We start from the raw sequence: 17,380 nt of genomic DNA, 5'->3' as shown, positions 1-17,380 counted from the left end.
TGTCAACCTGCCCCTGATGCAACCCCAAGTCAAGGAAGGAGGACAAAGTCCGCTCGCACTTCTGGGGAGTTGCAAGCCCCCACTTCAAGCGTTAGCTAAGTGGGGGTAGTTGACGCAGTTTTTCATAGATTTTCTCCGCCACCGCCCGTGGAATGTTCGCCCGTTGCAGCTCATCAACGGTCGCCTCTTTCATCTTTTTGACTGATCCGAAATAGTTTAACAGCGCTTTTTTCCGCTTTTCCCCGACGCCGGGGATGTCATCAAGCACGGAATGGAACATCGTTTTCTGCCGCGTCTTTCGGTGAAACATAACGGCAAACCGATGCACTTCATCCTGGATGCGCTGCAATAAATAAAACTCTTGGCTTTGCCGGTCAAGCGGCACGACATCCGGCGGGTCGCCGGCCAAAAGCTCTGATGTGCGATGTTTTTCGTCTTTCGCCAATCCAGCCAGCGGCACATCCAGTCCAAGTTCGTTTTCGAGCACATCGCGCACCGCCGACAAGTGGCCTTTGCCGCCGTCGATGATGATCAAATCGGGAAGCGGCAATCCTTCTTTCAACACGCGCGTATAGCGGCGGCGCACGACTTCGCGCATCGTTTCATAATCGTTCGGGCCTGCGACCGTTTTCACCTTATATTTCCGGTATTCTTTTTTCGCTGGCTTGCCATCGAGGAAAACGACGAGCGCCGAGACCGGATCGGCCCCGTAAATGTTCGAGTTGTCAAACGCCTCGATGCGGCGCGGCGCCGGAATGCCAAGACGCTCTCCGAGACGTTCGACTGCTTTGATCGTCCGTTCTTCGTCCCGCTCGATGAAATAAAATTTTTCTTTCAGAGCAATGGCCGCGTTTTTGCTCGCCAGCTCAACAAGCTCTTTTTTCTTCCCTTTTTTCGGCTGGACGACGGCAACGCCGAGCAATTCGCGGGCGAGCTCGCCGTCAATGTCGGACGGGAGGACGACTTCTTTTGGCTTCAAATGATGCGCTTTCGCATAAAACTGACCCAAAAACGTAAGCATTTCCTCATCCGGGTCTTGGTAAAGCGGGAAGATCGACACGTCGCGCTCAATCAGCTTCCCTTGGCGAAGGAAAAACACTTGCACGCACATCCAGCCTTTGTCGTACGCATAGCCGAATACATCGCGGTCGATGAAGTCGTTGAGCATCATTTTTTGCTTTTCCATCGTCATCTCAATCGCCGCGATTTGATCGCGGTATTCTTTCGCCCGTTCAAACTCGAGCGCTTCGGCCGCTTGATGCATTTTTTCCGTCAACTCCCGCTTTGCTTCCTCATAGCCGCCGTTTAAAAAGCGGACGATTTGCTCGACCATCGCCTTGTTTTGCTCGTCCGGCACCGGGTAAACGCACGGGGCGAGGCATTGGCCCATATGGTAATACAAACAGACGCGCGAAGGCAGCGTCGAACATTTGCGGAGCGGATATAAGCGGTCAAGCAGCTTTTTCGTTTCATTCGCCGCCTGCACGTTCGGGTACGGGCCGAAATATTTGCCGCCGTCTTTTTTCACTTTGCGGGTGATAAGCAGGCGCGGATGCTTTTCTGCGGTGATTTTAATAAATGGGTAGCTTTTATCATCTTTCAGCATGACGTTGTATTTTGGATCATGCTTTTTGATCAAATTCATCTCCAAAATGAGCGCCTCGGCGTTTGACGAGGTGACGATGTATTCGAAATCAGCGATCTCCTCAACAAGCCGCTGCGTTTTGCCGTCATGCGTCCCGGTAAAATACGAGCGGACGCGCGCTTTCAGCGACTTCGCTTTGCCGACGTAAATGACCGTTCCGTGTTTGTCTTTCATCAAATAGCAGCCCGGCTGCTCCGGCAGCACAGCCAATTTTTCTTTCAGCCGCTCGTTCATTGGCCATCACCTCACTGCTCCATCAACCCATTCGTACAGCGTAATCGTCCCATACACCGGATCAGCAAGCAAACTGGAACGATATGTTTTCACTTTGCGCACATGGCGGGAAACATCGACTCCTTGGGCGCGAAACCCGTCAACAACATGATTGGTCATATAAATTGTAGCATGGCGGTAGTTTTCTTTGTCTTGCAAAAAGAAGGAAAAATGGAGCACGTCTTTATGTGGAAAGGGCACGTTCAAATAGTCTAGGACGCGCGTCTCTTCCCACGTATATACCACAAACGGCTGCCGTTTGTCACGCAAATCGTCCGCAAGCTGATACACTGCCGGCGGCGTCTTTGCCTGCTCGCGCAACAGCCCGATGCCGATTGTAGACTGCAGCATCACCACTGCCGCGGCAAGAACAAACCGCCATGTCCGGGGCGCGGCCAGCAGCCGCCCCCACACGAAAACGAGCGCAATGTGAACGAGCGGAAGGAGATGACGCGGCTTGTCAATGTTTTGTCCGAAAAGCGCCCACAAAGCATACAGCAACGCGGAAACGACAAGCGGGCGCGGAAGCCCCAACCGCCCCGCGCGCCAGGCGATGGCGCCGACCACTGCATAGGCAGCCAGCAGCCAAGCATTTCGGCTGGCCATGCCGGTCCAAAGAAAGTTGTCAAGGACAAAGCGGCACACCCGCTCCCAAAATGGAAGAGGGCTCGCCGCCGCCGTTCCCCCCCAGTCGCTGAAATGACCGACAACAAACGCAAAGCCAAGCTTGAAAAACGGCCAAAGGCCGCCTTCCGTCGCCGCGACCGCCGCCACCCAAACAAATTGAAAGGCGGCCGCCGCCAACAGCGATGCCGCCACGCGGCCGAGGCGGCGGTGCGTTTTCCAGTCTCCATGCCAAAGGATCAACAACGCGGCAGCCGGAGGTTTCTCGACCACAGCGCTCTTTTGACCGCGGCGGCTCGCCACCAACAAATACACGACGACGAAGTAGCCGATATAGGCGATCATTTCCTCAAGCGACGGCATCGCTGAATAGCCAAACAGCGCTTTTAAATAAAAAAATCCAGAGGCTTCTTCCCCTCTGGATTTCCTTCTTTCTCCGTTATGACACATGTTTGCCAACCAGCTGCACAAGCGCCTCTTTCGGCTGATAGCCGATCGCTTTATCGACAAGTTCGCCATCTTTGAACAGAAGCAGCGTCGGGATGCTCATGACGCCGAACTTCGACGCTGTTTCCTGGTTTTCATCGACATTCACTTTGACGATTTTCACTTTGTCGCCCATTTCGCGGTCAAGCTCTTCCAGCACCGGAGCGATCATGCGGCACGGTCCGCACCATGGCGCCCAAAAGTCAACGAGCGTGAGGCCGTCTTTCGTTTCTGCGGCGAACGTTTGGTCAGTGGCGTTGACAATCGCCATATGGATTCCCTCCCATCTTCATTGAATGCTGCAAGCAAAGTATACCATGGAATGCATGTCGGCGCGAATGTTTTGCTTCGTTTCTACTATTCGCTTTTGCCGCGGAATTTATCCGTCAAAAAACGGGCGGATCAAGCCGCCCGTGTTGTTCATTACGAATGCATTTTCAGTTTTTTGAACTCTTCGGTGAGGAGCGGAACGACTTCGAACAAATCGCCGACAATGCCGTAGTCCGCGACTTTAAAGATGTTGGCTTCCGGGTCTTTGTTAATGGCGACGATGACTTTCGAGTTGGACATCCCCGCTAAATGCTGGATGGCGCCTGAAATGCCGCAAGCGATGTAAAGGTCCGGCGTGACGACTTTCCCCGTTTGCCCGATTTGCAGCGAGTAGTCGCAATAGCCGGCATCGCACGCCCCGCGCGAAGCGCCGACCGCGCCGCCCAACACTTCGGCGAGCTCTTTGAGCGGCTTGAAGCCTTCGGCGCTTTTGACGCCGCGGCCGCCGGCGACGATCACTTTCGCCTCGGTCAAGTCGACGCCTTCCGCCGTTTTGCGGACGACTTCTTTGATAATTGCGCGCAAGTCTTTAATCTCGACGGCGAGCGCTTCCACGCTGCCTGTGCGCGACTCGTCGCGCTCAAGAGGCGCGATGTTGTTCGGACGCACGGTCGCGAAGATGATGCCATCGGTGACGATTTTCTTTTCAAACGCTTTTCCGGAGTAGATCGGACGCGTGAAAACGATGTTGCCGCTTGCCTCTTCGACGGCGATGACGTCGGACACAAGGCCGGCGTCGAGCTTGATGGCCAATTTCGGCGACAAGTCTTTGCCAAGCGCCGTATGGCCGAAGACGATGCCTTCCGGCTGCTCTTTGTCAATCACGGCTTTTAACGCTTGCGAATAGCCATCTGATGTATAAAATTTCAAATTCGGATGTTCGATGACGACGACGCGGTCCGCACCGCGGTAAATGAGTTCGTTCGCATGCGCCTGCACTTGGTCGCCGACGAGCACCGAGACGACTTCCCCGCCTTCGGCGATCGTTTTGGCGGCCGCAATAGCCTCAAACGAAACGTTCCGCAGCGATCCGTCCCGCACTTCTGCTAAGGTCAATACTTTACGTGCCATGTTTCAGTCCCCCTATCCTTTGATTCCCCGTTGTGCTTCATCCGAACGCCGACAGCGGTTTCCGCTTATACCACTTTCGCTTCGGAGCGGAGCAGCTGAACGAGTTCCTTCACTTGATCGGCGATCTCGCCTTGCAAAATTTTGCCCGCTTCGCGCTTCGGCGGCAAGAACACTTCAATCGTTTTCGTCTTCGCTTCAACATCGTCTTCGTCGAGGTCCAAATCGTCAAGCTCTAGCTCTTCAAGCGGTTTCTTTTTCGCTTTCATGATCCCCGGCAGCGACGGATAGCGCGGTTCGTTCAAGCCTTGTTGAGCGGTGACAAGGAGCGGCAGCGACGTTTCGATGATTTCCTCATCCCCTTCGACATCGCGCACGACGGTCACTTTGCCGCCGTCGGCAATGTCGAGCTTCGTGATCGTCGTCACATACGGAATGCCGAGCAATTCCGCAACGCGCGGGCCGACTTGCCCGGAACCGCCGTCAATGGCGACGTTGCCGGCTAAAATCAAGTCCGGGTTTTTGTCTTTTAAGTATTCAGCGAGCACTTTCGCTGTCGTATATTGGTCTTGTTCTTCGACATCATCGTCAATGTTGATGAGCACCGCTTTGTCGCAACCCATGGCGAGCGCTGTGCGGAGTTCTTTTTCGGCCTCTTCGCTGCCGACGGTGACGACCGTCACTTCGCCGCCGTGTTTGTCGCGCACTTGAATCGCTTCTTCAATGGCGTATTCGTCGTACGGATTGATGATGAATTCTGCCCCTTCCTCGTTAATCTTGCCGTTGACGATGGAGATTTTTTCTTCCGTGTCAAACGTGCGTTTCATCAACACAAAAATGTTCATGTCGTTCCCTCCTCGGTTTGATTGAACATTGTTTCATGTTCCAACATTCAGATATTGACAAAGATTATTTCCCTTTAAAGACGGGCGGCCGTTTTTCCAAAAACGCCTGCACGCCTTCTTTTGCATCCTCGGATCCAAACACGCGGCCAAACCATTCCGCTTCCTCGCGCACGGCCTCAACGAACGTTTTTTCCTTGGCGGCGTTAAGCAACTCAATAACCGCCCGAACGGAAAGCGGACTTTTGGCGGCGATCTTTTTCGCCAGCGCTTTGGCCTCGTCAAGAAGCCGTTCTTCCGGCACCGCCTTGTTGGCAAGCCCCCATTCAACCGCTTCGAGTCCGGTGATCGGCTCGCTCGTCCACATCATTTCGGCTGCCTTACCAAAGCCGACGTAGCGCACAAGCCGCTGCGTGCCAGCAAATCCAGGGATGATGCCAAGCTGCAGCTCCGGAAGGCCGAGTTTGGCGTTTTCCGCCACCACACGAATGTGGCAGCTCATAGCCAGCTCCAACCCACCGCCTAATGCGGCGCCGTGAATCGCCGCAATGACTGGTTTGGAAAAGCGTTCGATCCGCTCCATCACGAGTTGGCCGTTGCGCGACAAGCCGGATGCCTCCTCGACGGAAGCGATGGACGTGAATTCTTTAATATCGGCGCCGGCTGAGAAAAATCTTCCTTCGCCATGAAGCAACACGACGCGCACGTCCGGGTCGGTCTCGAGCTCGTCCAACACGGTTGAAAGCTCTTTCAAAACCGCTGATGAAAGGGCGTTCGCCGGCGGCCGCGAAAACGTCACGACGGCGACGAACTCTTCTTTCGCCAGACGAAAAAAGTCCATGAAGCCTCTCCCCTTTCTGCCTTTCCTAACGTCCGGCGGCGCACCCTTTGACGAGCAGTTCGTACACCGGATCGGCGAGGGCGGCCAAGTCATACTTTTGCTCGTTCATCACCCACGTCGTCACCGTTTCATCCAGGGTGCCAAAGATCATTTGCCGAGTGAGCCGGACGTCTAAATCTTGGCGAAACTCCCCTTTTTCCATCCCCTCCATGATGATGCGGTCGATGAGCCGCAAATATCCTTTCAGCACCTCATTGATGCGATGGCGCAGCTCTTTGTTCGACTGGCGCAGCTCAAGCTGCGTCACGACCGCCATATGAGGATCAGCGGCGAGGGCGGAAAAATGAGTTTTCACCAATACATACAATTTCTCTAGGGGGCTTGAAATTCCTTCTGTCTCTTGTTCAATTTTCTCGATGAACGCCCCCATCTTTTCCTGAAAAAGCGAAATTAAAATATCCTCTTTGTTTTTAAAATAAAGGTAGATCGTGCCGTCGGCGACACCGGCCTGCTTGGCGATTTTCGACACCTGTGCTTGATGGTAGCCGTGCTCGGCGATGACGACGACGGCAGCGTCAATGATTTGCTTAAATTTCGGCTTTTCCCTCCGCAATATGGATTCTCCTTTTCTCACTTTCCATCCGCCAAATGAATGAACCATCATTCATATTTTCATTTTACGGGCAATTCTGCCGATTTGTCAAGCTTCTTTTTCTCCTCTTCCACCAACACGCGGCGCAAAATTTTGCCGATCGCCGTCTTCGGCAATTCGCTGCGGAACTCGTAGATGCGCGGCACTTTGTAAGCAGCCAGGCGCTGGCGCATAAACGCGTCAAGCTCCTGTTCGCTGCACATCTCCCCCGGCTTTAACACGACGAACGCTTTCACCGTCTCGCCGCGGTACGGATCCGGAACGCCGATCACGGCCGCTTCCTGCACTTTCGGGTGCTCATACAGCGCTTCTTCGACCTCGCGCGGGTAAATGTTGTAACCGCCGGCGATAATGACATCTTTCTTGCGGTCGACGATATAAAAATACCCACGCTCATCCATATATCCAATGTCACCTGTATACAGCCATCCGTCGCGCAGCACTTGCTCGGTCTCTTCCGGACGATTCCAGTAGCCTTTCATCACTTGCGGCCCGCGCACGACGAGTTCTCCACACTCTCCCGGCTTTGCTTCCTCACCCGTTTCCAAGGAAATGATTTTCGCGTCCGTATCCGGCCACGGAACGCCGATGCTTCCTTTCACCCGCTCCCCGTCCCAAAGGAAGTTGCTGTGGGTGACAGGGGACGCCTCGGTTAACCCATAGCCTTCAATCAACTTCCCGCCCGTCGCCCGTTCAAACTGCTCCTGCACCTCGACCGGCAGCGGAGCGGAGCCGCTGATGCAGACGTTGATCGAGGATAAATCATATTTCGGCAAATCCGGATGGTTCAACAAAGCGATGTACATCGTCGGCGCGCCTGGGAACATCGTCGGCCGGGTTCGCTCGATTGCTTTTAATGTTTGCTTGACATCAAAGCGCGGGAGCAGCACCATTTTGCTCGCCATCATCACGGACAAATTCATCACCGTCGTCATGCCGTACACGTGGAAAAACGGAAGCACACCGAGCACCGTTTCTTTTCCTTTTTCGCATTTATACACCCAATGGGCGCACATGAGCGTATTGGCGATCAAGTTGCGATGCGTCAACATGGCCGCTTTCGGATGTCCCGTCGTGCCGCCTGTATATTGCAGCAGCGCCACATCTTCCACCGGATCGATGTCCACCCCGATCGGAGCGGTTTCCTTCTGACTGACGATCGTGCGGAACATATGAACGGTTTCACTTTCCGCGATGCGGACGATGGGCATGTTTTGCTTCCGCTGCACAAGCGGATACAGCCATTTCTTCACCGTGGGCAAATAATCTTGCATTCTCGTGACAATCCAATGTTTGACCGGCGTCCTCCCTTTCACCTTTTCCGCCTTTGGATACAGAAGATCCATCGTCACGAGCACCGAGGCGCCGCTGTCGTTCAGCTGGTATTCAAGCTCATACTCGGTGTAAAGCGGGTTCGTCTGCACGACGATGCCGCCGGCTAGGAGCGTCCCGTAGTAGCTGATGACCGCCTGCGGGCAGTTCGGCAGCATAATCGCCACCCGATCCCCTTTTTTCAATCCGATCGTCCGCAAATAATGCGCGAATGTCAATGCTTGCTCGTACAGCTCGCGAAACGTCATCGTCTTTCCGAAAAAGTCGATCGCCTCATGGTCTCCGAATTGTTCCGCCGTCTCCCGCAAATAGTCGGAAAGCGTTTTCTTTGGATAGTCGAGCGTGTGCGGAATCTCCGGCGGGTAGTGAGCAAGCCACGGTTTTTCCATATGCAATCCCCCCTTGCTTCTATTTTATTTTACTTTTTCTAATTTTTCATCAAAAAAAAAAAAAAGAACGCCGGGCTTGAACCGAGCGTTACCAAAACCAGTACACCAAACCAACGAAGAAAAAGCACGCGCAGATGACAAACAAGATTTTCGCCAGCACATCGACCGATCGGTTGCGCACGGCCATATAGACGATGCCGGCGATCAAAAACAGCCCGACCGCAATCAACAACCATTTCACTACTGCGTTCATTCGTTGTTCCCCTTTACTGAATGCCTTCGCCGATGACAAACGACAAGCCGACGGAAATCACCATGGAAATCAAGCCGACGGCCCGGTTGTCATTGGCAATTTCGTCATCAATATTGAATTTCGGCGTCAAAAATTCGTAAATAAAGTACGCGGCGAGCAGAAGCAAAAACCCGTACAGCCCCCAGCCAATCATCGACGGCAGCGACTCATGGCGGGCGAGTGCATAGCGAAAAATGTTGGCGATGCCGAAAATTTTCCCGCCGGTTGCCATCGCCACCGCCACATTGCCTTTGCGAATCTCTTCCCAGTTTTTGTACTTCGTCACCAATTCAAATACGGCTAAAAAGACGACGATGCACAACACGGCGACGCTGAAATTGGCCGCCGTTTTCACCATGTCGTGCTCCCAAAACGACGCCATTGCCATCGCCCCCATCATTTCAGTTCAACGATCGTCACCCCGGTGCCGCCTTCATTCGCCTCTCCGAACCGGAAGCTTTTCACCGCCCGGTGTTGTTTTAAAAACTGCTGCACTCCTTGGCGGAGCGCGCCCGTCCCTTTGCCGTGGATGATCGAAACGCGCGCATATCCGGCGAGCACAGCATCATCCAAGTATTTCTCAAGCCGAATGAGAGCATCTTCGTACCGTTCGCCGCGCAAGTCAAGCTCGAGGCTAACATGGGCGTCCTTGCCTTTCACCGTCGCAATCGGCGTCACATCTTTCGCCGGCGCGCTGCCGATATACTCCAAATCACGTTCATGAATTTTCATTTTCAAAATACCGAGCTGCACTTGCCATTCGTCGTCCGACACTTTTTCGATCAAGTAGCCTTTTTGGTTGAGGCTCGTCACCTTCACTTCATCACCCGGCTGGAACACATGGCGTGAAGCAGCCTTTTTCGCCTTTTTCCGCTTCTCCACTTTCGGCATAGCGGCAGCGAGCCGCTGTTTCGCCTCGACGAGCTCATGCTCTTTCACTTCCGCCTGCTTTTCTTTTTGCAAGCGGCGCAGCTCCTGGATGATCCGCTCGGCTTCGCGTTCCGCGGCGCGGATGATGTCGGCTGCTTTTTGCGTTGCTTCCGCCAGCCGCTCCGCTTTTTCTTCTTCGAGCGCTTCGAGCTTTTGCTCCCACTCGGCGCGCAGCCGCTCCGCTTCCTCCAGCGCCGCGCGCGCCCGCGCTTCATCTTCCTCCGCTTGCTTTTTGCTTCGTTCAAGCGACGCGATCATGTTTTCCACGTTATGGCTTTCCGCGCTCACTTGCGCTTTCGCCCGCTCGATGATGCGTTCATCAAGCCCAAGGCGGCGCGAAATATCAAAGGCGTTGCTGCGGCCGGGGATGCCGATCAACAGTTTATACGTCGGGCGGAGCGTTTCGGTGTCAAATTCAACGCTCGCGTTCACCACCCCGGGGCGGTTGTAGCCGTACGCTTTCAATTCGGGATAATGCGTCGTCGCCACCGTTCGCGCCCCGCGCCCGTGCACTTCATCCAAGATGGCGATGGCGAGCGCCGCCCCTTCCTGCGGGTCGGTGCCAGCCCCAAGCTCGTCAAACAGCACAAGGCTTTGGCCATCGACATGGCGCAAAATGTCAACGATATTGACCATATGGGACGAGAACGTGCTCAAGCTTTGTTCGATCGACTGCTCATCGCCGATATCGGCGAAAACGGAACGGAACACCGCCGCTTCCGATCCGTCGGCCGCCGGGATGAACAGCCCCGCTTGCGCCATGAGCGTCAACAAGCCGATCGTTTTTAACGTCACCGTTTTTCCGCCGGTGTTCGGCCCGGTGATGACGATCGTCGTATAGTCGCCGCCCAATTCAATATCATTGGGCACCGCCTTTTCTTGATCCAGCAGCGGATGGCGTGCCTGCAAAAAACGAAGATAGCCTCGGCTATTGACCGCTGGCTTCGCGGCTTGCAACCGGCGGGCGTATTTCGCCTTGGCGAACGCAAAATCAAGCGCCGCGAGCGCTTCGACCGTCCGCGCAAGCGGCTCGGCCTGCTCAGCGACTTTTGCCGAAAGTTCGCGCAAAATGCGTTCGATTTCTTGCTTTTCTTTCGCCCGCGCTTCGCGGAGCGCATTGTTCAACTCGACGACCGCCTGCGGTTCAATAAACAGCGTCGCCCCGGACGCCGACTGGTCGTGGACGATGCCGCCGTAGGCGCCGCGATACTCTTGTTTCACCGGGATGACATATCGGTCATTGCGGATCGTAATGATGGCGTCCGACAGCCGCTTTTGCGCCGACGGCGAGCGGATGATGCTCTCAAGTTTCTCGCGGATGCGCGCTTCCACTGACCGAATTTGCCCGCGGAGCGAACGGAGGCGGTCGCTTGCGGCATCCAGCACTTCGCCATGGTCATCGATCGAGCGGCGAACGTCATGCTCGAGTTCCGGCGCTTCAGCCAATGTGTCCGCATAACGGAAAAGCCGCTCAAGTCCGCCATGCTCGTCATAGAGACCCGCGATCAGCCGCTTCATTTGCCGGCTTGCGGCCGAGGTGGCCGCCACTTCAAGCAGCTCTTGCGGGCTGAGCGTGCCGCCGATCGCCGCCCGCTTGAGATGCGGACGGATGTCGACTACTCCGTCAAGCGGCACATAGCCAGCAAGCCGCAAAACAGCGGCGGCTTCATCCGTTTCGTCAAGCCAAGCGGCCACCTCCTCCAAGTCAGAAGACGGCATGAGAGCGTCGATTTTTTCCAAACCGAGCGGCGAGGACGCATGCTCAGCCAACTGCTCTTTCACTTTATCAAACTCCAAGGTGTGAAGCACTTTTGGTTGCACGTATCTGACCCCCAGCTGATTCATTTCTTTCGTTTGTCGTGCAAAAACTGTTGCAGCTTTTCAAGCGGCCATGTGTTGATGACCGTTTCCTTATGGATCCAACCTTTTCTTGCCGTCGCTACGCCGATCGCCATATCCTCGAGCATGTCCAAATGGTGGGCGTCCGTGTTGATGGCAATGTACACCCCCGCTTCCTGGGCTTTTTTCACGTAAGCTGCCGACAAGTCGAGCCGGTTTGGGTTGGCGTTTAACTCAAGCACCGTGTTCGTCTCGGCCGCGAGTTTCATGAGCCGCTCGATATCGACGTCATAGCCGTCGCGCTGGCCGATCAGTCTTCCGGTCGGATGAGCAATGACATCGACGTACGGGTGGCGAAGCGCCGCCTCAAGCCGTTTCATGATCGTCTCGCGCGGCTGTTTGAACGCAGAGTGAATGGCGGCGATGACAAAATCAAGCTCCTTGAGCACGTCATCGTCGTAATCGAGCGTCCCGTCCGGCAAAATATCCATCTCAATGCCGGCCAAAATCGTAAAATCCGAATAGCGCGCGTTCAGCCGCTCAATTTCCTCGCGCTGGCGCCGCAACCGATCCGGGGTCAAGCCGTTGGCGACTTTCAAATAGTGCGAATGGTCGGTAATGGCGATATACCGATAGCCGCGGCGGCGGCACGCTTCGGCGAGCTCCTCGAGCGAACACGCGCCGTCGCTCCATGCCGAATGCATATGCAAGTCGCCTTGGATATCGTCAAAATGGACAAGTGGATCATCAGAAGAATATCGATCGACTTCCGTGCCATCTTCACGCAGCTCCGGGGGAATGTACGGCAGCCCGAAATGGGCGTAAAACGCCGATTCATCGGGGAACGTTTTCACCTTGCCTGTCGCTTGGTCTTCCACGCCATATTCGCTGATTTTCTCCCCGCGCTCTTTGGCGAGCTGGCGCATGCGCACATTATGGTCCTTCGATCCGGTAAAATGGTGAAGCGCGGTCGCAAACTCGTCCTCGCCGACGAGACGGAAATCAGCCGCAATTTCATCATCATACTGAAAAAGAAGCGACACTTTCGTCTCCCCAGCGGCGAGCACTTCGCGGATGCGCTCAAAGCCGAGCAGCCCGTCGCGCACCTCGGCCGGACGATCGGTAGCGATGACATAATCCAAATCTTTCACCGTTTCGTTCAAGCGCCGCAAGCTGCCGGCTCGCGAGAAGCGAATCACGCCATCAAGACAAGCGAGCTGGCGTTCAATGTCCGCCGCGATCGCGAGCACCCGGGCGAGCGGCAGCCGCTCGGGGCGTTTGCCTGACTTTTCAATGGCCGCAAGCAGCTTTTCTTCCGTTTTCGCGCCAAAACCGGCAAGCGCGCGCACTTTTCCAGCCAAGCACGCTTCTTTCAATCCGTCCATATCGACAATGCCAAGCTCCTGATGCAGCTTGGCGATTTTTTTGCCGCCAAGCCCCGGCAGTTTGAGCAAGGCGAGCAGCGTCTCCGGAACATCGCGTTTTAGTTCATTCAGCACCGACGACGAGCCGCTCTTGATAAATTCGGTGATGATCGCCGCTGTGCTTTTGCCGATGCCAGGGATGGCGGTAAAGTCGCTGATTTCCGCGAGGCTCCTCTCATCCGCCTCCAACGCGCTTGCCGCCTTGCGGAATGCGTTCACTTTAAACGGATTCTCCCCTTTGATTTCCAAATATAACGCAATCGTTTCCAACAGGCGGATGACATCTTTTTTGTTTATGTCCATGCCGTCCCCTCTCTTTCCAACACCACGGCCACATTCCAGCAAACATAGTCATGAATCGGTGAAAGCGTTTGTCGTCCTTCAAGCAGGTCATCAGACGCGGCCATGAATCCACCAGTTGCCAAGCATCTCCGACAACACCGGCGTATGTTTCACAATCACGGTCGCCATGAGCGAATGCTGCAGCTGCTCCTGCACGCTGTCAATCGGCACGAGCGCCCCGATATACAAAAGCAAAAAGACGAGCAAATACACTTCCGCAAATCCGAGCGCCGCCCCCGCCAGACGGTTGACGCTGCGCAACAGCGGCAGCTGGGCGACGAAATCGAGCATCGAGCCGACGATTTGAAGCACGATTTTCACCACAAAAAATAAAAGTGCAAAGGAAATCGCCCGATAATAGGCATCGTCTAAATGGGTGCTCTGAAACAGCAGCTTCATCGTCTCCGGATCGCCGAACGTCGGATACGGAATCCAAAGGCGCAATGTCGGCACAAACCGTTCATAATAGCGATAGGCGACGAAAAAGGCGATCAGAAACCCGGCCATATGAATGAATTGGAGAATAAAGCCGCGCTTCAGCCCGATCATCGCCCCCATCAACAGGACAAACAGCAGCACGACATCAATCATCCTGTTTCCCGTCCTTTTCCTGTTTCAGCTGTTCCGCCAGCCGTTGATATTGTTCTTTCAGTTTGAGATACTCACTGGCGATGTTGACGGCTGTCAACACGGCCAGCTTCGGCACATCAAGGAGCGGATTTTTCTCGCTGAATTCATGCATTTTATCGTCAACGAACGCCGCCACGAGCCGGATATGGGCCGGGCTTTCCGCGCCGACGATCGTGTAGTCTTGACCATAGATGCGGACGCTCACCCGCGTTTTTGGCTGTCCTGTCAAGCTTTCTCCCCCATTTCGCCAAATCCTACTGTTTATCATATCATGAACGCTGGTATAATGGAAAGAAGCGACACACAGCAACGATAGAGAAGATAAAGGAGCGATCGAACGTTGTCAAACTATGTGATTCAAGCCGACCAACAGCTGCTTGACGCCTTGCGCGCCCACTACCAAGACGCCTTATCCGACCGGCTTCCGGCCGGAGCGTTGTTTGCCGTCAAGCGCCCGGATGTCGTGATCACCGCCTACCGCTCAGGCAAAGTGCTGTTTCAAGGGAAAGCGGCGGAGCAAGAGGCAGGGAAATGGATGGTGAAGAGGGGGGCTGATCCAGGCAAACGACAGGAGAGCGAGACCGCCTCGCCCCCATTGGAACATAGGCTCGAGAAGCTTTCTGCCATCGGTTCGGATGAAGTCGGCACCGGCGATTATTTCGGCCCGATCGTCGTCGCCGCCGCCTACGTGGATCGGCCGCATATCGCCAAAATCGCGGCGCTTGGCGTGAAAGATTCGAAACAATTGAACGATGAGGCAATCAAACGGATCGCCCCCGCCATCATGGAAACCGTGCCGCATGCGGTCACCGTGTTGGACAATGCCGAATACAACCGCTGGCAGCGAAGCGGCATGCCGCAGACGAAAATGAAAGCGCTGCTTCACAACCGGACGCTCGCGAAACTCGTTGACGCCATCGCGCCCGCCGAACCAGAAGCAATCATCATCGACGAATTTTTAAAACAGGATTCGTATTTCCGTTACCTTTCCGATGAAGATCGCATTATCCGCGAGCGGGTGCACTGCCTTCCCAAGGCGGAAAGTGTCCACGTATCAGTCGCCGCCGCCTCGATCATCGCCCGCTATGTGTTTTTAGAAGAGATGGAGCGATTATCCCGCACCGTCGGCCTTTTGCTCCCGAAAGGTGCCGGCGCCATCGTTGACGAAGCCGCCGCCCGGATCATCCGCGCGCGGGGGGAAGAAGCGCTCGCGGCGTGCGCCAAGCTTCATTTCGCCAATACGAAAAAGGCGCTTGCCATCGCCAAGCGCCGGAAGTGAAGGAGTGGAATTGATGAACAATGATGTTTGTTTGAGTTTATCTAGCACCACGGGTAATATGTGTGTCCCTGCATCCCGTCATGAAGAAAGGGTGCCCCGTTCTCTTGGGACACCCCTTTGCCGCACATTCAGCCTTTATCGCTCACGCCTGCTCTTCCAGCGCGGCGACGACTTTTTCCGCCGTGCTTCGGCTTGATTGCGGATTTTGCCCGGTGATCAAGTTACCGTCGCGCACCGAGAAATCGGTCCATTTCTCGCCGTGGACGAAATTTGCACCGCGCAGGCGCAGCGTCGACTCGAGCAAAAACGGCATATGCACATCAAGCCCGACTTCACGCTCTTCTTCATCCGTAAATGACGTGACCGTTTTTCCTTTCACAATCGGCGTGCCGTCTTTGTATGTGGCGTTCACCAGCCCTGACGGACCGTGGCAGACAGCGGCGATGATGCGCCCGTCTTCGGCAAACTGCTGCAAGACGTATTGCAGCGTTTCATTGTCGGGAAAATCGAACATCGTCCCGTGTCCACCGGGAAGGAAAATGGCGTCAAACCCGTGTGCATCGTCCTTGCTTAAACGTGTTGTGTTCTTCAGCACTGCTTCCGCCTCCGCCCAAGACGGGTCTTTTTCATTGATGCTGCGCGGGTCAAGCGGCACCTCGCCGCCTTGAATGCTCGCCACTTTCACGTCATACCCTTTTTCTTTAAATACCAAATACGGTACGGCAAACTCCTCAAGCCAAAGCCCGGTTTTATGGTCGTCGGTGATCGTCGTATGGTTCGTCACCACCATGAGCACTCGTTTCGTCATGCGGCAGCCCTCCTTTAGGTTTTGGAATGTTCTCTACTACTCATCATACTTTATGTTGGGCAAAAGAGGAAAAAATATGCTTTGTGAAATGGAAAAGGAATGAATCGCTGGCGGACGATCAAGCAACGAGCACCTATATTTCGTTGATGAGGAGAGGCGGCATCGTGCCAGCTCTCCTGAAAAAGAACGCCGCCCCCAGCATGCGGGGAGCGGCGTTGACTCGCCTTCCTAACTGATTTTTTGTTGTTCCAGACCATCCACTTCGCTCACTGGCTGCCGAAACGGCCACCAGTTCGCGCGGCCGAACGTGCGGACCATGACCGGCACAAACAGCGGCAGAACGACGAGGGCGTAAAGGAGAAGCCCCGTCAGCACAATCGTCGCAATTTGCAAAAGCGACAGGACGCCGGACGGATACATCGCGGCGAACGTTCCGCCTAAAATGACGGCGGCCGAGATGATGACCGTCCCCATATGGCCCATCGCCGACAGCATCGCTTCCTTCACCGGCCGGCCGCGGTATTCGTTGAACCGATCCATGAGGAAGATGCTGTAGTCGATGCCAAGCGCCAACAGCAACACAAAGGCGAAGAACGACACCGCCCAGTTCAAACCGGCATAGCCAAGGCCGTTGACGAAAATGAGCTCGGTGACGGCCATCGATGTGTGATACGTCAGGACGAGCGACAAGATCAAATAGAGCGGCATGATCAGCGAACGGAGCAGCACCGTCAACACGATGGCAATGCCAATGAGCATAAGCACCGCGGTATGCCGATAGTCGGCGTTCGACATCGCCTGCAAATCGGCATACGTGCTTGTGACGCCGCCGACAGCGATCGTCGCGTCTTCCCACTTCGTTCCTTTCACTGCCCGTTCGGCCGCGGCGCGAATGTCATCGATGCGGCCGAGCGCCGATGTTGAATACGGATTTTCTTTTAAAATGACATCAAACGTCACGATGCGCCGGTCTTTCGACATATACGCGTCTTTCGCCTGCGCAAAGTCTTTGCTTTCGCGCGCCTCTTTCGGCATGTGCCAGCCAGCCATGTCTTTCTCCGGCGCCGATGACAAATCGGCTAAATACGTTTCCGCCGTTCCGAGGCCGTCCGCCACTTTATGCAGACCGGACGCGCTTTGGTCCAAGCCGTTTACAAGCTGGCCGAGCTGGCCGCCAAGCGCGGAGAAATGCTCAAGCAATTGGCGCTGGCCGCCGTTCACTTGCTCAAGCCCTCGGGAGAATTGCGGCAATTGGTCGACCGCCTGTTTCTGGCCGTCGGCCGCTTTCGTCAACCCGGCTTCGAGCTCCGAAAGCCCGGCGATGATCCGGTCCAAGCCGCCGTTGATCGCCGCT

Annotated in this window: 15 protein-coding genes and 3 pseudogenes; 1 reads left to right on the top strand and 17 read right to left on the bottom strand. The window is 55.1% G+C overall.

Annotated elements, in window-relative coordinates; genetic code table 11:
* Positions 1-91: 91 nt before the first annotated feature.
* The 15 genes and pseudogenes from uvrC to zapA all read right to left on the bottom strand — a co-directional run bounded on the left by uvrC (position 92) and on the right by zapA (position 14,168).
* Entirely contained in the window at positions 92-1,879 is a 1,788-nt protein-coding gene (gene uvrC / locus CD000_RS01910) for an excinuclease ABC subunit UvrC (protein WP_096224754.1), read from the bottom strand.
* Positions 1,880-1,885: 6 nt separating this feature from the next.
* A pseudogene (locus CD000_RS19515) lies at positions 1,886-2,803 on the bottom strand (nucleoporin-interacting protein); the annotation flags it as partial.
* Positions 2,786-2,935 (bottom strand): annotated as a pseudogene (locus tag CD000_RS01900) (FTR1 family iron permease); the annotation flags it as partial. The pseudogenes CD000_RS19515 and CD000_RS01900, both read right to left, overlap by 18 nt.
* Positions 2,936-2,981: 46 nt before the next feature.
* A complete protein-coding gene (trxA, locus tag CD000_RS01895) occupies positions 2,982-3,299 on the bottom strand; it encodes a thioredoxin (RefSeq protein WP_096224753.1) in 318 nt (105 codons plus the stop codon).
* A 152-nt stretch (positions 3,300-3,451) separates the two neighbouring features.
* A complete protein-coding gene (locus CD000_RS01890) occupies positions 3,452-4,429 on the bottom strand; it encodes an electron transfer flavoprotein subunit alpha/FixB family protein (RefSeq protein ID WP_096224752.1) in 978 nt (325 codons plus the stop codon).
* A gap of 65 nt (positions 4,430-4,494) precedes the next feature.
* Positions 4,495-5,271 (bottom strand): electron transfer flavoprotein subunit beta/FixA family protein, encoded by a 777-nt coding sequence (locus CD000_RS01885; RefSeq protein WP_044742492.1) that lies wholly within the window; start codon positions 5,269-5,271, stop codon positions 4,495-4,497.
* 64 nt (positions 5,272-5,335) lie between these two features.
* Entirely contained in the window at positions 5,336-6,109 is a 774-nt protein-coding gene (locus CD000_RS01880) for an enoyl-CoA hydratase (protein WP_096224751.1), read from the bottom strand.
* A gap of 25 nt (positions 6,110-6,134) precedes the next feature.
* Positions 6,135-6,722, bottom strand: coding sequence for a fatty acid metabolism transcriptional regulator FadR (locus CD000_RS01875; protein ID WP_011232163.1), 588 nt, complete (start codon positions 6,720-6,722; stop codon positions 6,135-6,137).
* Between the two features lie 59 nt (positions 6,723-6,781).
* The gene (locus tag CD000_RS01870; RefSeq protein WP_096224750.1) at positions 6,782-8,482 is read right to left on the bottom strand and encodes a long-chain-fatty-acid--CoA ligase; all 1,701 of its coding nucleotides are present in this window, start codon (positions 8,480-8,482) and stop codon (positions 6,782-6,784) included.
* Between the two features lie 88 nt (positions 8,483-8,570).
* Positions 8,571-8,735 (bottom strand): hypothetical protein, encoded by a 165-nt coding sequence (locus CD000_RS18630; protein WP_011232165.1) that lies wholly within the window; start codon positions 8,733-8,735, stop codon positions 8,571-8,573.
* Between the two features lie 13 nt (positions 8,736-8,748).
* Complete coding sequence (locus CD000_RS01865; RefSeq protein WP_015375560.1) at positions 8,749-9,156, bottom strand: DUF350 domain-containing protein; 408 nt, start codon at positions 9,154-9,156, stop codon at positions 8,749-8,751.
* Positions 9,157-9,170: 14 nt separating this feature from the next.
* A complete protein-coding gene (locus CD000_RS01860; protein ID WP_369806541.1) occupies positions 9,171-11,525 on the bottom strand; it encodes an endonuclease MutS2 in 2,355 nt (784 codons plus the stop codon).
* A 20-nt stretch (positions 11,526-11,545) separates the two neighbouring features.
* Positions 11,546-13,270 carry a DNA polymerase/3'-5' exonuclease PolX gene (polX, locus tag CD000_RS01855; protein ID WP_096224748.1) on the bottom strand — a complete coding sequence of 575 codons (1,725 nt, stop codon included), beginning with the start codon at positions 13,268-13,270 and terminating at the stop codon, positions 11,546-11,548.
* A gap of 90 nt (positions 13,271-13,360) precedes the next feature.
* Positions 13,361-13,900 carry a CvpA family protein gene (locus CD000_RS01850; RefSeq protein ID WP_096224747.1) on the bottom strand — a complete coding sequence of 180 codons (540 nt, stop codon included), beginning with the start codon at positions 13,898-13,900 and terminating at the stop codon, positions 13,361-13,363.
* Positions 13,893-14,168, bottom strand: coding sequence for a cell division protein ZapA (zapA, locus tag CD000_RS01845; RefSeq protein WP_096224746.1), 276 nt, complete (start codon positions 14,166-14,168; stop codon positions 13,893-13,895). Before zapA ends, CD000_RS01850 begins: the two co-directional genes overlap by 8 nt.
* A 111-nt stretch (positions 14,169-14,279) precedes the next feature.
* Here zapA and rnhC point away from each other — a divergent pair, with 111 nt between their 5' ends.
* A complete protein-coding gene (gene rnhC, locus CD000_RS01840; protein ID WP_096224745.1) occupies positions 14,280-15,218 on the top strand; it encodes a ribonuclease HIII in 939 nt (312 codons plus the stop codon).
* A 142-nt stretch (positions 15,219-15,360) separates the two neighbouring features.
* On the opposite strand, the gene CD000_RS01835 is transcribed toward rnhC, so the two are convergent.
* Both CD000_RS01835 and CD000_RS01830 read right to left on the bottom strand, forming a co-directional pair.
* A complete protein-coding gene (locus CD000_RS01835; RefSeq protein ID WP_033010793.1) occupies positions 15,361-16,026 on the bottom strand; it encodes a type 1 glutamine amidotransferase domain-containing protein in 666 nt (221 codons plus the stop codon).
* A gap of 228 nt (positions 16,027-16,254) precedes the next feature.
* Positions 16,255-17,379, bottom strand: a pseudogene (locus tag CD000_RS01830) (MMPL family transporter); the annotation flags it as partial.
* Between the last annotated feature and the right edge of the window lies 1 nt (position 17,380).

This window comes from Geobacillus sp. FJAT-46040, from assembly GCF_002335725.1.
Lineage (GTDB): Bacteria > Bacillota > Bacilli > Bacillales > Anoxybacillaceae > Geobacillus > Geobacillus thermoleovorans.
Note: the sequence above shows the minus strand (reverse complement) of the source record. Positions and strands in the feature narration are given on the sequence as shown.

Excerpts from the sequence above, each read along its gene's own strand:
- uvrC (WP_096224754.1), bottom strand. The coding sequence starts at position 1,879 with ATGAACGAGCGGCTGAAAGAAAAATTGGCTGTGCTGCCGGAGCAGCCG.
- trxA (WP_096224753.1), bottom strand. The coding sequence starts at position 3,299 with ATGGCGATTGTCAACGCCACTGACCAAACGTTCGCCGCAGAAACGAAA.
- CD000_RS01890 (WP_096224752.1), bottom strand. The coding sequence starts at position 4,429 with ATGGCACGTAAAGTATTGACCTTAGCAGAAGTGCGGGACGGATCGCTG.
- CD000_RS01885 (WP_044742492.1), bottom strand. The coding sequence starts at position 5,271 with ATGAACATTTTTGTGTTGATGAAACGCACGTTTGACACGGAAGAAAAA.
- CD000_RS01880 (WP_096224751.1), bottom strand. The coding sequence starts at position 6,109 with ATGGACTTTTTTCGTCTGGCGAAAGAAGAGTTCGTCGCCGTCGTGACG.
- CD000_RS01870 (WP_096224750.1), bottom strand. The coding sequence starts at position 8,482 with ATGGAAAAACCGTGGCTTGCTCACTACCCGCCGGAGATTCCGCACACG.
- CD000_RS18630 (WP_011232165.1), bottom strand. The coding sequence starts at position 8,735 with ATGAACGCAGTAGTGAAATGGTTGTTGATTGCGGTCGGGCTGTTTTTG.
- CD000_RS01865 (WP_015375560.1), bottom strand. The coding sequence starts at position 9,156 with ATGGCGTCGTTTTGGGAGCACGACATGGTGAAAACGGCGGCCAATTTC.
- polX (WP_096224748.1), bottom strand. The coding sequence starts at position 13,270 with ATGGACATAAACAAAAAAGATGTCATCCGCCTGTTGGAAACGATTGCG.
- CD000_RS01850 (WP_096224747.1), bottom strand. The coding sequence starts at position 13,900 with ATGATTGATGTCGTGCTGCTGTTTGTCCTGTTGATGGGGGCGATGATC.
- CD000_RS01835 (WP_033010793.1), bottom strand. The coding sequence starts at position 16,026 with ATGACGAAACGAGTGCTCATGGTGGTGACGAACCATACGACGATCACC.